This window comes from Ruegeria sp. BB1 (genome assembly GCF_056539465.1).
Genome location: NZ_JBQFVB010000014.1, coordinates 1 through 14,522 on the forward strand (window position 1 = coordinate 1; position 14,522 = coordinate 14,522).

Below are 14,522 nucleotides of genomic sequence, written 5' to 3' on the forward strand. Positions count from 1 at the left end.
CGAAGCCGAAGCCGAAGCCGAAGCCGAAGCCGAAGCCGAAGCCGAAGCCGAAGCCGAAGCCGAAGCCGAAGCCGAAGCCGAAGCCGAAGCCAAAATGGCCGTGGAACCGACCCACGCTGAGCCTGAGGCGCACAAAGAAGAAAAGCGAGGCGGCTTTGTCCCGGCCCTGATCGGAGGTGCAATCGCCGCGGCGATTGGCTTTGCCGCTGGCAGCGCGGGCATGTTCAATTCGGGCCAGTCTGACGCGCTGACAGCCCTTGAATCGAAGTTGAGCGACCAGGCCAGCCAGATTGAAGCGCTGACGAAATCCCTATCCGAATCCCAGTCCGGCAGTTCGGACGTAGACAGCAAGATCGCGGCCCTGACTGATCAGGTCACGCCGCTCAGTTCGGATCTGGTGGCGTTGAAAACCAGCCTGGATGGGCTGGCTGGCAAGGTTGACCCCTTGGCCAGCCGTCTGAACGATCTGGAAAGCGGCGCCCTGACGCAAGGTGCCTCGCCCGAGGTCTCGGCCGCCTTTGAGGCCGAACTGAAGAAACTGCAGGACTCGTTGACCGCGCAGCGGGCTGAGGTCGAGAAAATGGTCTCGGATGCACAAGCGCTTGAGGCGCAGGCCGCGGTCAAGGCACAGGCCGCGACCAATGCCGCGGTTCTGTCTCAGGTGCATGGGCAGTTGGAGGCGGGCCAGCCTTATAACGACCTGGTAGACCAATTGACGGCAGGTGGCGTGAACGTGCCAGAGGCCCTGTCAACACCGTCCACGGAAGGCGTTGCAACTCTTGCCGCCTTGCGCGAGTCCTTTGTGCCCGCGGCCCGCACTGCGCTGGCCGATGCACGCGATGCTGACAAGACAACCGGGCTGGTCGCTTTTCTGCAACGGCAGACCGGCGCGCGATCGGTAACGCCGCAAGAGGGTGACGGCCCGGACGCAGTCCTGTCACGGGCACAGGCAGCCCTGTCCGAAGGGGATATCGCCACCGCGCTGAGCGAGCTTAAATCTCTGCCCGACACGGCACAGGCCGCATTGGCCGATTGGGAACAGGCGGCCCAGACACGTGTGGCTGCCGTGGACGCCGCAAATGCGCTGCAATCCAGCGTAAACTCGAACTGAAGGACCTGCCATGCTGTGGTCATTGTTAAAGATCCTTGTTTTTGTAGCGATTATCGGCCTGCTGGCCATGGGCGCCATGTTCCTGATGGAAACCAGTGGTGGCGTGCAGATCACCGTTGCGGGCACCGAATTCACGTTGGGGCCGCTGCAATCGGTGATCGCGCTGGGCGTGCTTGTGGTGGCCATCTGGGTGATCTTCAAGCTGTTGACCCTGCTGATCGCGACATTGCATTTCCTCAACGGCGACGAAACTGCCCTGTCGCGCTATTTCGACCGCAGCCGCGAGAAGCGCGGTTATCAGGCGCTGGCGGATGGCCTGATGGCGTTGGCCTCGGGTGAGGGGCGCGTGGCGATGAACAAGGCCGCCAAGGCCGAGAAACTGCTGAACAAGCCGGAACTGACCAATCTGCTGGTGGCACAGGCTGCCGAGATGAATGGCGATACGAAAAAGGCGTCAGAGACCTACAAGAAACTAGTCACCAATAATGCCACCCGCTTTGTCGGTGTGCGCGGCATCATGAAACAGAAGCTGGCCGAGGGTGATGATGACACCGCCCGCAAGCTGGCTGAAAAGGCGTTGGCGATCAAACCGCGCCATGCCGAGACGCAAGATATTCTGTTGGGTCTGCAGACCAAATCGCAGGACTGGGCTGGTGCGCGATCAACTCTGACGGCCAAGTTGAAGGCGGGCCAACTACCGCGCGACGTGTTCAAGCGCCGTGACGCGGTTCTGGCCCTGTCCGAAGCCAAGGACATTCTGGATGACAGCGCCACGGTCGAACAACAGGAACACGCGATCGAGGCCAACCGCCTGTCGCCCGATCTGGTGCCTGCCGCCGCGATGGCCGCGCGTGCCTATATTGAAAAAGGCAAGCCGCGTGCTGCGACCAAGATCCTGAAAAAGGCTTGGGAGGTGCAGCCGCATCCCGATCTGGCCCATGCTTTTGCCGAGATTGCACCGGATGAAACCCCTGCGGCGCGGATTACCCGCTTTGTCGCCCTGACCCGTATCCACCCCGAGGATCTGGAGACCCGCCTGATCCTGGCTGAGTTGAACATCGTCGCCGAGGACTTCCCTGAAGCCCGCCGCGCGCTGGGCGATGTGGTGGAAAAACAGGCCGATGCGCGGGCCTATACCCTGATGGCAGCGATAGAACGGGGCGAAGGGTCCTCGGACGCTGTTGTACAAGGCTGGCTGGCCAAGGCGCTGAATGCGCCGCGCGGGCCGCAATGGGTCTGCGACAATTGCCACGACATCCAGCCCGAATGGGGACCGGTGTGCCAGAACTGCGGCAGCTTTGACACCCTCAGCTGGCAGACCCCGCAAACGCCTGAGATCGCCACGGCCACTGGTGTGCATATGCTGCCGCTGATCGTCGGCGCGCTGGAGGATAAAGTCGAGCCGGAACCCGAGCCCGAAGCCGAGCCGGAAGAGGACGTGGTCGAAGAGGCCGAGGCCCCCGAGATCATCGAGATGGAGGCCGAACCTGTCCGCCCTGACGTTGAACCGGTGCGGCCCGATGTCGAACCCGTGGTGGAAAAACAGGCCTGACGCCTTAACGTGCAGTTTCTACGTTGAATGCGTCGTTCCAGAGTTTAAACAGCTCGGCCCGACGGTTCTGATCGCGCGCCACCAGCAGCGCTGGGGACAGGGCGATAAATCGGCGGGCGCTAGGGTTCAGGCCAGTCTCAGCCGCGTCCATCGGGGCGACAAGGCCCGAGGCCGCCAGCAGGGTTTGTGCCTCAGGCGACAGCAGGAAATCCAGAAACCCGGTGGCGGCATCCTTGTTTTCCGCCTGTGCCGGGATCATGAAGGCGCGGGATAGGACCAGCGTGTAATCCTCGGGCAGGATCACCCCCACACCGGGGGCATCGGCATTGGCTACGTAAGAGCCCAGAACGTTATAGGCGATCAAGAACCGCCCCTCGGCCACATCGCGGATGATTTCGGCGGAACAACAGGTGGCCACGGCGTCGATGCGGGCAAACCCCTCGATCAGGGACCCGAATGTCGTGGCCTCAAGACTGTCGCCATAAGCAAACAGGTACCCCAGCCCGGATGCGGCGATATCATAGGTGGCCACCCGCCCGCGTAACAGGTCGGGCTGGGTGCGCATGGCGTCCAACAGGGCAAACCGGTTGCGCGGAACATCCTGATCTGACAGCAGAGATTTGTTATAAGCAATAACCGCGGGTTCCGTGGTGATCCCCCACAGCTCATCACGCCAAAGCCGGGCCGCGGGCAGGGCTTCGGTTCGGGGTGATCTGTAACGATGCCCGCAGGCGGCGTTGACCAGCCAGACCATTTGCTGAATGGCCGAGGAAAAGACCACATCAGCCGGGTTCTCACCATTCTTGCAAACCGTCCGGCTGTGCTGGAACAGCGCGTTTGACCCCCATTGCTCATACGTGATCCGCAGGTCGGGGTTCTGGTCGGCAAACCGCTCAAGAACCGGGGCGATGATGGCGATATCAGTGGTCGAACGGATCAGCATCGGGTCGGCTCCGTCACCGAAGCTGGCCGTGGCCTCCTGCGCGCATGCAAGGCCGGGCAGGGCAAACAGAAGGCAGGTCATCAAAGCGCGGATCATTCCACCCCCCTTGAGGTCGTGGCAGGAAAGCTGAGTGCGGCGCGAAAGCCAATGTTGTCGCGGGTCATTTCAACCTTGCCGTCAAACGCCTCGGCTGTCGATTTCACGATGGACAGTCCCAGCCCGCTGCTGTCCTCGCCCGAGCCGGTGGTGCGATTGAACCGATCACCGATTTGTTCGGCGACAGGGGTGGCCGGGCCAGGCCCATGATCGCGCACCCACAATACGGCACGGCCACTTTCTTGCGCTGCCCCGATGCTGACCGGGGGTTGCCCGTGCCGCAGCGCGTTGCCCAACAGGTTTTTGGCAGCTTCGGCCAGAGAAAAGGCATCGGCATTTACCAGAACGGGATTTTCTCCGATCTCCAGCCGCACTTCGACCCCGGGGGCGACAAGCTCATGATCGCTTTGTTCCAGCACGTCCAATGCCACTTCGCGCAGATCAACGGGAAGGCGCGGGGCACTGTCGATGCGGTGGATCACCATGGCACGGGACAGCAGTTGGTCCAGCAAAGTGCCCAGCGATCGCGTGCGGCCCAGTAGCCGGTCTAATGCCCGTTTGCGGGCGGGGGGGTCGGGATCATCCTGCGCAATTTCCGCCTGAACCCGGATCGCCGCCACCGGGGTGCGTAGCTGATGCGCCGTGTCGGCAATCAGGTTGCGCATGGTGTCCACCTGCCGGTCCAGCCGTCCCATAAAGCGGTTCATCGCGTTCAGCATCACCTGCAGTTCGCGCGGCAGGCCGTCGCTGGCCATAGGGGTCAGATCGTGAGGATCGCGGCGGGTCAGATCCTCGGACAGGGCCTCAAGCGGGCGCAGGGCGGATCGGGTGACAATCCATGACATCGCCAGCAACAGAACGCCCGCCACCGCCATCGGCAGCAAGGCGTCGCGCATCAGGCCAACGGTCATCATCTGACGCGCGCGCAAGGTCTGCCCGACCAGTATTTCCACCTCGCCCGAAAACTCGCGTTCGGCAAACAGGCGGGCCAGGCGGACAAAGCGCGCAGGTTCTCCGTTCAGATCAGCGGCGAAATAGATCGGAGCAGCACCAGGCTGTTGCGGTATGTCGATCACCGTGTCGCGGTCCAACCCGGTGATAAAAGGGCCATCTGGTACTTGAACCGCATAGAAAATCCGATCTTCAGGGGCTTGCGCCAGCAGTTGAAAGGCGGAAACCGGCAGGTCTACGACGGGTACGCCGTCCTGAATCCGCACGGATTCGGCGATGTCGCTGGCGGCGCCAAGCAAAAGCCTGTCATAAGCCTGCCGCGCCGCCAATCTGCCATTGGCCCAGATCGACAAAGCGACAAGGCAGCCGCCCAGTATCAAAATCAGCATCACCGCGCTGAGAACACGGGCAGTCAGGCTGTGGGGCAGGTGCAGCTTAGCCATCCAGACCGATCCGGTATCCGACACCACGCCGGGTTGTGATGCTGACCGTACTGCCGGTGAACTTTTTGCGCAGGCGGGCGATATACAGCTCAATCGCGTTTTCGCCGACATCGGCATCCTCGAACCCGTAAAGCGAATCGTACAGCCGGGTTTTCGACAGGAATTGCCCCTCATGCCGGATCAGTGCGTCCAGCACAGCGGCCTCGCGCGCAGTCAGGTTCAGGCGTTTGCCCTCCAGCGCGGCGCTGCGGTCCTTGGGGGCATAGATCAGCGGGCCCAGCGTGATCTGCTCGGATTTTCGGTCGGCGTCGCGACGAACCAGGGCGCGCAACCGGGCCTCAAGCTCGCGCTGGTCGAAGGGCTTGCCCAGATAGTCGTCGGCCCCCTTGTCCAGCGCGGCGATCCGATCTTCGACCGAGGTCAGCGCGGTCAGCATCAGCACAGGGATACGGTCACCTGCAGCGCGGATCTTGCTTAGGAAACTCAACCCGGACCCATCGGGTAGATTGATATCCAGTAACATGGCGTCATAGGTTTGGACTGCACGAAAATCACCGGCGGCTTCGACGGTTGTGGCCAGATCACATACGACACCGGACCGGGCGAGATGGGCCATGACACCTTCGGCCAGATCTTCGGCATCTTCGATCATTAATACGCGCATGACCCCTCCCCAAGGCGAACGCCTGAACCCTGACAGGTTCGTGACAGCATTATTCGGTAAACAGATTCAACCTGCAAGAACGGGCCTTGTGTCCTGCGGGGATCGGTTTCGGCTGCACGCGCAGTCCAAAAAGACCAGAGGAGGAGACACGAATGAAACTGTTTGGAACCAGTGGCGCGATTGCGGCTGCTGTCTTTGCCCTGTCCGGCGTTGCGGCCAGCGCGCAGGAATGTATCGCCCCGGCCAACCCCGGTGGCGGATGGGATTTCACCTGTCGTCAGGTGGGTAAATCGCTGCAGGATCTGGGTCTGATCGACCAGACCATGCAAGTGGTGAACCTTGCCGGTGGCGGCGGCGGCGTTGCTTTTGCCGAGGTGGTGAACAAGCGCGGCGAGGATAATGAGCTGATCGTGGCGGCCAGTGCGGCCACTGCCACCCGTCTGGCGCAGGGGGCTTACCCCGGCAATACCATGGATCAGGTGCGGTGGCTGGCGGCCATCGGCGCGGATTACGGCGTGATTGCCGTTGCGGCAGATAGCCCGGTCAACACGCTGCCTGAATTGCTGGACCAGATCAAAGCCGACCCAACCGCCGTGTCGGTTGCGGGTGGCTCGGCCGTGGGTGGTTGGGATCACCTGAAGGTTCTGATCGCGGCCAATGCATATGGCATCGACGATGTGCGCTCGGTCAAATACATCGCCTTTGACGGCGGCGGTGAGGCCGTGACCCAGCTGCTGGCCGGGTCGGTTCAGGCCTTTACCGGCGATATCTCCGAGGCCAAGGGTTTCGTAGACTCGGGCGACATCAAGGTGATCGCGGTGCTGGCACCCGAACGTCTGCCCGGCGAATTCGCCGATTTCCCGACCGCCAAGGAACAGGGCATTGACGCGATCGGCGCCAACTGGCGTGGCTTCTATGCCCCCGGTGGCATGACCGATGACGCCTATGGCGACTGGGTCGGCAAGATCGGTGATCTCTACGCTTCGGATGAATGGAAAGAGGTGATGGCCGCCAACGGTCTGGCACCGCTGGACCTGCAAGGCGCAGATTTCCAGAACTTCGTGGCTGAATCCGTGGGTCAGATCCAGACCATCTCGAAAGAGATCGGGATCATCAAATAACACCACTCACTGTGATCCGGGCGCCTGGCTGTGCCCGGATCCAAATCATTTACCCGAACTATAGGAGACACCGATGAGTGACCGTATCTTCGGGGTCGTCGGACTGCTACTTGCCATCGGATTTGCCTTTTCCGCACTGGCGATCGAGGAAAGCTTTCTGTCTGACGCCGTCGGGCCCAAGGCCTTCCCGCTGATCATTGCTGCGATTCTGGGCCTGTCGAGCATCGTCATCGCCCTGCGCCCTGATACCGAACCCGAATGGCCCGCGCTGGACCGTCTGGTTGAGATCGGCGCGGCCGTGGTCATGATGATCCTTTACGCCGAATTGCTGCCCGTTGTGGGATTTGTCATCGCCACCGCCTTTGCCGCCACCTATCTGGCCTGGCGTCTGGGGGCCGGGCCGCTGGAAAGCGTGTTGGTTGGCGTCGGCACATCCATAGGTATTTACGTAATTTTCCATCTGGTTCTGGGTCTGTCACTGGCCCGCGGCCCGCTGGGCTTCTGAGGAGAGGGGCATGGAAACATTAGCATCCCTTGGGGACGGTTTCGCCATCGCGCTGACATGGCAGAACCTGATGCTGGCCCTGCTAGGCTGTTTTCTGGGTACAATCATGGGTGCGTTGCCCGGTCTGGGCCCGTCCAATGGTGTGGCCATTCTGATCCCGCTGGCGTTCACGCTAGGTCTGGGGGCGACACCCTCGCTGATCCTGCTGACCAGCGTCTATTACGGTGCAATGTATGGGGGACGGATTTCATCCATTCTTTTAAATATCCCCGGGGATGAGCCCGCGATGATGACCTGTCTGGACGGGCATCCGATGGCCAAAAAAGGGTTCGCAGGTGAGGCACTGTCGCTGTCCGGCATCGCGTCGTTTGTTGGGGCGTTTCTGGCCACTTGGGGCCTGATCTTTCTGGCACCGCAGCTGGTGAAGATCGCGCTGTTGTTCGGACCGGCGGAATATTTCGCTCTGTTCGCGCTGGCCTTTATGACGTTGGGCGGCGTGTCGTCGACCAATCAGGCGAAATCGGCATTTGCCGCCGCATTGGGACTTGGGCTGGCAACCATTGGTGTCGACACACAAACCGGCGTGCCCCGGTTTACCTTTGGCGAGGTGCATCTGTATGACGGGTTGGATTTTCTAGTCGCCATCGTCGGCTTGTTCGCCTTGTCCGAAGTGTTCATCTTTCTTGAACACCGCCACGGCGGATCGGATGCCGAGGGGCGCAAGCTGAATATCGGTCGGCTTTACCCGCCGATGTCGATGGTCAGGAAATGCACACCGACCATGCTGCGCACCTCTTTCCTGGGCTTCATAGCCGGGGTTTTACCGGGCGCAGGCGCTTCGTTGGGCTCGTTCATTTCCTATTCGATGGAAAAGCGGCTGGTCGACAAGGAAAACACCTTTGGCACCGGTGATCCGCGCGGTGTGGCGGCGCCCGAGGCCGGGAACAACGCCGCTGCCGGGGGTGCTCTGGTACCAATGCTGGCGCTGGGCGTACCGGGTTCGGGAACCACGGCCGTGCTGTTGGCGGTCCTGCTGGCGCTGAACATCACGCCGGGGCCGCTGCTGTTCACGCAGAACCCGGATGTGGTCTGGGGTTTGATCGCGGCGCTGTTCATCGCGAACTTTATGCTGCTGGCGATGAATATCCCGATGGTGGGCCTGTTCACGCGGGTTCTGATGGTGCCGTCGCGCATCCTGATGCCCGTCGTGGCGATGGTCAGTTTTGTGGGTATCTATGGCATTTCGGGCTCCAGCTTTGATCTGCTGGTGATGATCGGGTTCGGTGTCATGGGGTGGGTTCTGCGCAAGCTGGACGTACCGCTGGTGCCGGTTATCTTGGGCACGCTTTTGGGCAACTCGATGGAAAACAACCTGCGTCGAGCGGTGACCATCGACAACGGCAACTGGTGGACCCTGATCGACAGCCCGTTGTCCATCGCGCTGTGGACCATTGCCATCATCGGCTTTGTTCTGCCCCTGATCGTGGGCGCACGGGTCAAAGCCAAGATGCACCAGCGCCGCGATGAAGAAGGCGCGATCAGCGATTGATGAATCAGGCGTCGCCGATCACGTGTAGGCGGCGCCGTCCCAGGGTCTTTCGGTTTGGTAATTCGCCTGAATTGTAGTTTCGGATGCCGAGCTGAGGCGTCGTTTGAACCCATATGCAGCCGGTTCTGACCCTGATTGCTTAGATGCGATAGAACTGGCGCGCTGTGCCTCCGAAGACAAGATCGTGGTCTTGTTTGGGAACCAGCGCGCCGTACCTTTCAACCAAAACCGCATAGGTGGAAGACAGGCTGTCGACCGGGAAATTCGACCCGAACATGCACCGATGGGGCCCGAATTGGGTCAGGCATGTGTCCACGATGGGCCGCACGCGGTCGGCGCTCCAGTTGTGATCGAACATGCCAAGACCGGACAGTTTGCATGTCACCTGCGGCAGCGCCGAGAGGTGATGCAGCGCTTGCGCCCACCGTTGCAACCCTTGTTCCGACCGGTCATGGGGTGACCCTGCATGGCACAGCGCCACCCGCGTCGCAGGGGCTTGCGCCAGAACGGCGGCGGTCTGCTCCATCAATTCTGGCAGCAATTGCAGGTCAAATGACAGTCCGCGGTCGCCCAGTTGTTTCAACCCGTCCAGAAACCTTGGATTGTCCAGCAGGTCGTTTGTGCCGGACAGTTGATCCTCGCCCGGTGCGCGGCCGATGATCTGACGCACCCCACGCACAGAGGGCAGGGATTGCAAACGATCCAGTTGCGCGGTTACGTCCTGTGCAGTCAGATCACAAAAGGCAACCTGGACCAGTGGCCAATCGGAATTTTGATCGGCAACAGACTGGACCCATTGCGCCTCGGCCCAGGGATCGGCCGCACCTACCTGGATATGGACCGAGGCGGAAAATCCTTGAGCGTCAGCTCGGAACTCGGGCAGCAGATAGTTCCGCTGAATGGGGCTGGGGTCACCGAAGAATCGCACCGCGCCTTTTTCCATCAACCACGGATAATGCACCGCGGTCAGGTCCCACAGATGGTGATGCGCATCAATCCTCATGGTGTTTCAATCCCGGTTGTGCGGGCCAATATATCGACGCCTTGTTGTTTCCAGAAATGCAATAGATCGATGAAGATCCAGTTCTCGGCCAGCTTGTCACCCGCACGGCGATAGATGTCGATCACCCGAAACTCAGCCGCCTTTCCGGTGGCGGGCATCCCCATGAAACCGCCCGTGGGCACGGCGGTGAAATTGGGCCAACCGAAAAAGCCGCCATAGTGCCCCTCGGCCATGCGGCAGATATGTTGGGTCTTTGAGCGTTCGGTGAAGGCCGCGCGAAACGGGCCGGAATGCTGCTGCGCGTAACGCGCGATTGTGTAGGTGGCACCGATCCCTTCGGGCCCCCACCAGATCATGTCCTCGTGCCAGGATTGCGCCAGCTCATCCGTCAGGGACAAGCCGCTGTCCCACTGCCCAAGGTCCGCGATCATGGCGTTGATGACCTCCAGCGTCTTGTGACCTTCGTCGGCGGGCTGATCTTCGGTCAGAATGCCGTCATGTGTCATAGGTCCGGGCTGCACCAGATGCGCTGCGGTCTGTGGCGGAAAGGGGTTCTGACCTGCCTGAACCATCAGGTGCGGAATGTCGGAAAACATTGCGGTTTCGGAAATCTTGCCATCTGCAACTTTGTGAAATTCGCAATACCGCAGAAGGGCCATCTTGCCAGTGGGGCGGATGCCCAGCCATGGCGCGTCGAACAGACCCATGAGGTGCCCCATCGACACCACCCAGACCCCCCCTTCGGTCAAAGAATTTCGGCCCGCGAAAAAGATATCCTGTCGGCGTTGTAGATGGGTCAGACTGTGTTTCAGCGGCTGCCAGAACCTGCGCGCCACCGCGTCAGGGCCTGCGATTTCGTCGAACGGGTGAAATCCGCGCCACACCAGATTCGGTGCGCAATACTGCTTCATGACGGTGGCCAACTCATCCCCATTAGCGCGGCTAAGCGCGTCATGGAAGGACAGGATCAGCTTTTTTTCAGTTTGAAAACTCACGGTGCTTTCCGTTCTTTATCAGTGTTTTGCGGGGTCTATTCCGCGAATTCGACTCGGTGGTTTCGTGTATTTTTGCATACGTATGCAAAAAAGTCTTGCCTGTTTTGATATATGCGAATTACTGTTTTGCAAACGTATGCAAACGAATCCTTTCAGGGGGCACCATGGCGGAAATTCAATTGCGCAACGTCGGCAAGCGCTGGGGGTCATTCATTGGGGTCCACAATTTCGACCTGACCATCGCGGATCGCGAATTTCTGGTTCTGCTGGGCCCCTCGGGCTGTGGCAAGACCACCACGATGCGCATGATCGCCGGTCTTGAGGACGTCACCGAGGGCGAAATTCTGGTTGATGGCAAGGTGGTCAACGATCTGGAACCCAAGGACCGCGATGTGGCGATGGTGTTCCAGAGCTACGCGCTCTATCCCAACATGAACGTCTACGAAAACATCCGCTTTCCTTTGAAAGTGCGCGGCATCGACCCGTCGACCCATGACGACAAGGTGCGTCGGGCCAGCGCGATGGTGGAACTGGACGATTTCTTGCACCGCAAACCCGCCGAATTGTCAGGCGGTCAGCGGCAACGTGTGGCGCTGGCCCGCGCCATCGTACGGGAACCGAACGTGTTCCTGATGGACGAGCCGTTGTCGAACCTGGATGCCAAGCTGCGTGTTTCGACCCGAGCTCAGATTAAGAACCTCAGCCACGAGCTGGCGGTGACAACCATCTACGTGACCCACGACCAGATCGAAGCGATGACGTTGGCCGACCGAGTTGTTGTGATGAAACAAGGCGTGGTGCAGCAGGTCGGCAGCCCGACCGATATTTACGACCGGCCCGCCAATACTTTTGTGGCCAGCTTTATCGGCTCACCGGCGATGAACCTGATGGATGGCGAGGTTTCGGGCGGTGTGTTCCGCGCCGAACATGTAGCGATTCCGGTCGACGCACCGGACGGTCCGATGACATTGGGCTTCCGCGCTGAAGATGCTGGCCTTGCCGAAGGGCAGGGCGAAATCACCGCACCGATCTACACGCTGGAACTGCTGGGCGACGCGACCATGATCTCGGTCCGGGTCGGCGGTGCGCTGGTATCGGTCAAAGCCGACAAAGCCTTCCGCGCCGAGATTGGAGATTCCGTCTCGTTCTCGGTGCCCAAAGAAATCTGTCACCTCTTCGAAGCTGGAAGCGGTGCGCGGATCGGGGAACAACCCCACGAACAGCCCATACGGGCATAACACCGGTCCGGACGTCGACGACGGACCGATCCTGACAGGGAGAAACGCATGAAACTCAAGACGATCCTCATGGCAGGTGCCATGTCCATCGCGGCAAGTGGCACATGGGCTGCCTGTTCGTTTGAAAATGACGTACCGCTCAAATCGCTCTCGGCTGGTTTCGAGGCCTGGAAGGCCGTCACCGATGCGATGGCCGAATGCGGCAATTTCAATGCCTCGCTGGACCAGGAATTCCGCGAGAAACAGCCTGAGGCTTTTGCCGCCAGCCCGTCGCTCTATCAGATCGGTGGGGTGTCAAACACGACACTGATCCCGTTGCTGAATGCAGGTACGATCCGTCCGCTGGACGATCTGGTCGAGAAATACGGACAGAACCTGCTGCCAAATCAGTTGATCAAGGTGGACGGCAAGACCATGGCGATTGCCATGATGGTGAACGCTCAGCACATGATGTACCGCAACGACGTTCTGGCCGACCTGGGTATTGCCGAGCCCGCAACCTATGATGACGTTCTGGCCGCCGCCGCCAAGATCAAAGATGCGGGTGTTATGGAATACCCGATCGGCGGCACCTTCAAGACCGGTTGGAACCTCGGCCAGGAATTCATCAACATGTATATGGGTGAAGGCGGCTCTTTCTTTGGCGACGGCAACATGCCTGCGATCAATAACGAGCAGGGCGTTAAGGCGTTGGAAACCCTGAAGGCCATGACCGATTATATGGATCCGGAATATCTGGTCTCGGATTCAACTTACGTTCAGCAGCAGTTCCAGCAGGGTAAGATTGCCATGGCAAACCTGTGGGCCAGCCGCGCCGCTGCAATGAATGACGAAGCCGAAAGCCAGGTGGTGGGCAAGGTTACCATGTCGGCGGCTCCGATGGGCTCGGCTGCACCGGCCACCACGATCTGGTGGGACGGTTTCGTTCTGGCCTCGAACATGAGCGATGAAGAGGCTGACGCCGCCTTCCGCGTCATGCTTGAAGGCATGGATGAGGAAATGGTCAGTGCCAACAATGACGCTGCCGTCTGGCTGAACCCGGCCTACAAGGCAGGTGAACTGGCCGCCGGTGCGGCTGCATCCGCCCAAGCCGGGGCCAAGGCATACCCGGCTTCGGGCCCGATGGGCATCATGCACACCGCCTTGGGCAACGGTCTGGCTGATTTCATGACCGGCGCCAAGGACGCGCAAACCACACTGGCCGATATCGAGGCGGATTACATCACCGCCGCCAAAGAAGCCGGTTTGATCAACAACTGATCCTCCCGCAGGAGGGCCTCGGTCCTCCTGCACTCTTCCCTTTGAGAACCATGAGAAAGGCAGAGCCATGAATTTCCGGACATTTGCCGCCTTTGTTGGCCCCTCTGTCTTTATGATGCTTCTCTTTATCGCGTTCCCGCTGATCAGCGTGTTCAAGCAGAGTTTCTATGTCACCCAACCGATCTATGAGACGGTTGAAGTTGAAACCTGCACCCCCGGCTTTCTGACCCAGACCTGTGTGACCGAGACGGTTTCGCAACCCCAACTCGACGAAGAGGGTAAGGTCATCATGCAGACCCAGTATGTCGGGCTGGAAAGCTACCGCAACGTGCTGGAACCTGAACGTGCCTGGCGCGCGATCAGCGAGGGCAGCTGGAATGTGTTGTCCACCATCAACTTCTGGAAAGCGCTGCGGTTCACGCTGACGTTCACGCTGATCACCCTGCCGCTGGTCATCGTCTGCGGGCTGGGGATCGCCGTTTTGATCAACAATGCCGCGCAGGCGATAAAAGGGCCTGTTATCTTTATTTCGCTGTTGCCCTTCATCATTACCCCGGTGATCGGGGTGCTGTCGGTCAACTGGCTGTTTCGCGGCGACGGTATCCTGACGGCGCTGCTGGAGTGGTGGTTGAACCGCGATATCGCGCTGTTTGCGCAGGCCTGGACAATTGAGGTGCTGATGATGCTGTACCGCGTCTGGCACGTCGCCCCCTTTGCCGCCATCGTGTTTTATGCCGGTTTGCAAACGGTCAATCAGGACAGTCTGGAAAGTGCTGTGATTGACGGCGCAACCCGGTGGCAGCGGATGAAATACATCGTCATCCCGCATCTGATGCCGCTGATCATCTTTGTGTCGATGATCCACTTGATGGACAGCTATCGGGTGTTCGAAGAGATCGTCGGTTTCGCCAGCCAAGGCTATGTCATCTCACTACAATGGCTGACCTATGACTTCCTGGTGCCTGATCAGGCGGGCAACCGTTCGATCAGCCGGGCCTCGGCCAGCGCCATGCTGACCATGATCGGCATTGCCATCCTTCTTATCTTCCCGCTGCGCCGGACATGGCGCGATCACAAAGGAGGTCACTAAC

General features: G+C 60.1%; 13 protein-coding genes. 8 read left to right on the top strand and 5 right to left on the bottom strand.

The features are described from left to right. Together ACR0AL_RS20265 and ACR0AL_RS20270 are read left to right on the top strand one after the other, a co-directional pair. Positions 1-1,111 (top strand): COG4223 family protein (locus ACR0AL_RS20265; protein WP_480664436.1); only part of this gene is annotated, 1,111 nt, incomplete at its 5' end. 10 nt (positions 1,112-1,121) lie between these two features. After that, positions 1,122-2,663, top strand: a complete 1,542-nt coding sequence (locus ACR0AL_RS20270) for a heme biosynthesis HemY N-terminal domain-containing protein (protein ID WP_480664438.1) — start codon at positions 1,122-1,124, stop codon at positions 2,661-2,663. Between the two features lie 4 nt (positions 2,664-2,667). Here ACR0AL_RS20270 and ACR0AL_RS20275 read toward each other — a convergent pair whose 3' ends face one another. The 3 genes from ACR0AL_RS20275 to ACR0AL_RS20285 are packed head-to-tail and all read right to left on the bottom strand — an operon-like array spanning position 2,668 to position 5,760. Further along, positions 2,668-3,702, bottom strand: coding sequence for an ABC transporter substrate-binding protein (locus ACR0AL_RS20275; RefSeq protein WP_170550394.1), 1,035 nt, complete (start codon positions 3,700-3,702; stop codon positions 2,668-2,670). Next, on the bottom strand, positions 3,699-5,096 hold the full coding sequence (locus tag ACR0AL_RS20280; RefSeq protein ID WP_480664440.1) for a sensor histidine kinase N-terminal domain-containing protein: 1,398 nt from the start codon (positions 5,094-5,096) through the stop codon (positions 3,699-3,701). The genes ACR0AL_RS20275 and ACR0AL_RS20280 overlap by 4 nt, the downstream gene beginning before the upstream one ends. After that, the gene (locus ACR0AL_RS20285) at positions 5,089-5,760 is read right to left on the bottom strand and encodes a response regulator transcription factor (RefSeq protein ID WP_170361120.1); all 672 of its coding nucleotides are present in this window, start codon (positions 5,758-5,760) and stop codon (positions 5,089-5,091) included. Before ACR0AL_RS20285 ends, ACR0AL_RS20280 begins: the two co-directional genes overlap by 8 nt. 152 nt (positions 5,761-5,912) lie before the next feature. Between ACR0AL_RS20285 and ACR0AL_RS20290 the strand changes: the two genes are divergently transcribed. The 3 genes from ACR0AL_RS20290 to ACR0AL_RS20300 all read left to right on the top strand — a co-directional run bounded on the left by ACR0AL_RS20290 (position 5,913) and on the right by ACR0AL_RS20300 (position 8,935). Next, positions 5,913-6,881 carry a Bug family tripartite tricarboxylate transporter substrate binding protein gene (locus ACR0AL_RS20290; protein ID WP_170349510.1) on the top strand — a complete coding sequence of 323 codons (969 nt, stop codon included), beginning with the start codon at positions 5,913-5,915 and terminating at the stop codon, positions 6,879-6,881. 73 nt (positions 6,882-6,954) lie between these two features. Continuing rightward, entirely contained in the window at positions 6,955-7,386 is a 432-nt protein-coding gene (locus ACR0AL_RS20295) for a tripartite tricarboxylate transporter TctB family protein (RefSeq protein ID WP_170349509.1), read from the top strand. A gap of 10 nt (positions 7,387-7,396) precedes the next feature. Then, on the top strand, positions 7,397-8,935 hold the full coding sequence (locus ACR0AL_RS20300) for a tripartite tricarboxylate transporter permease (protein WP_170349508.1): 1,539 nt from the start codon (positions 7,397-7,399) through the stop codon (positions 8,933-8,935). Positions 8,936-9,074: 139 nt separating this feature from the next. Here ACR0AL_RS20300 and ACR0AL_RS20305 read toward each other — a convergent pair whose 3' ends face one another. Together ACR0AL_RS20305 and ACR0AL_RS20310 are read right to left on the bottom strand one after the other, a co-directional pair. After that, positions 9,075-9,938, bottom strand: a complete 864-nt coding sequence (locus tag ACR0AL_RS20305; protein ID WP_480664443.1) for an amidohydrolase family protein — start codon at positions 9,936-9,938, stop codon at positions 9,075-9,077. Then, a complete protein-coding gene (locus ACR0AL_RS20310) occupies positions 9,935-10,933 on the bottom strand; it encodes an ester cyclase (RefSeq protein WP_480664445.1) in 999 nt (332 codons plus the stop codon). Before ACR0AL_RS20310 ends, ACR0AL_RS20305 begins: the two co-directional genes overlap by 4 nt. A 164-nt stretch (positions 10,934-11,097) precedes the next feature. Here ACR0AL_RS20310 and ACR0AL_RS20315 point away from each other — a divergent pair, with 164 nt between their 5' ends. The 3 genes from ACR0AL_RS20315 (at position 11,098) to ACR0AL_RS20325 (ending at position 14,521) form a co-directional block, all read left to right on the top strand. Then, positions 11,098-12,171, top strand: a complete 1,074-nt coding sequence (locus ACR0AL_RS20315; RefSeq protein WP_170376623.1) for an ABC transporter ATP-binding protein — start codon at positions 11,098-11,100, stop codon at positions 12,169-12,171. Between the two features lie 48 nt (positions 12,172-12,219). Next, positions 12,220-13,431: an ABC transporter substrate-binding protein gene (locus ACR0AL_RS20320; RefSeq protein ID WP_170349504.1), complete on the top strand. Its 1,212-nt coding sequence runs from the start codon at positions 12,220-12,222 to the stop codon at positions 13,429-13,431. Between the two features lie 67 nt (positions 13,432-13,498). Continuing rightward, positions 13,499-14,521: a carbohydrate ABC transporter permease gene (locus tag ACR0AL_RS20325; protein WP_170349503.1), complete on the top strand. Its 1,023-nt coding sequence runs from the start codon at positions 13,499-13,501 to the stop codon at positions 14,519-14,521. Position 14,522 lies beyond the last annotated feature (1 nt).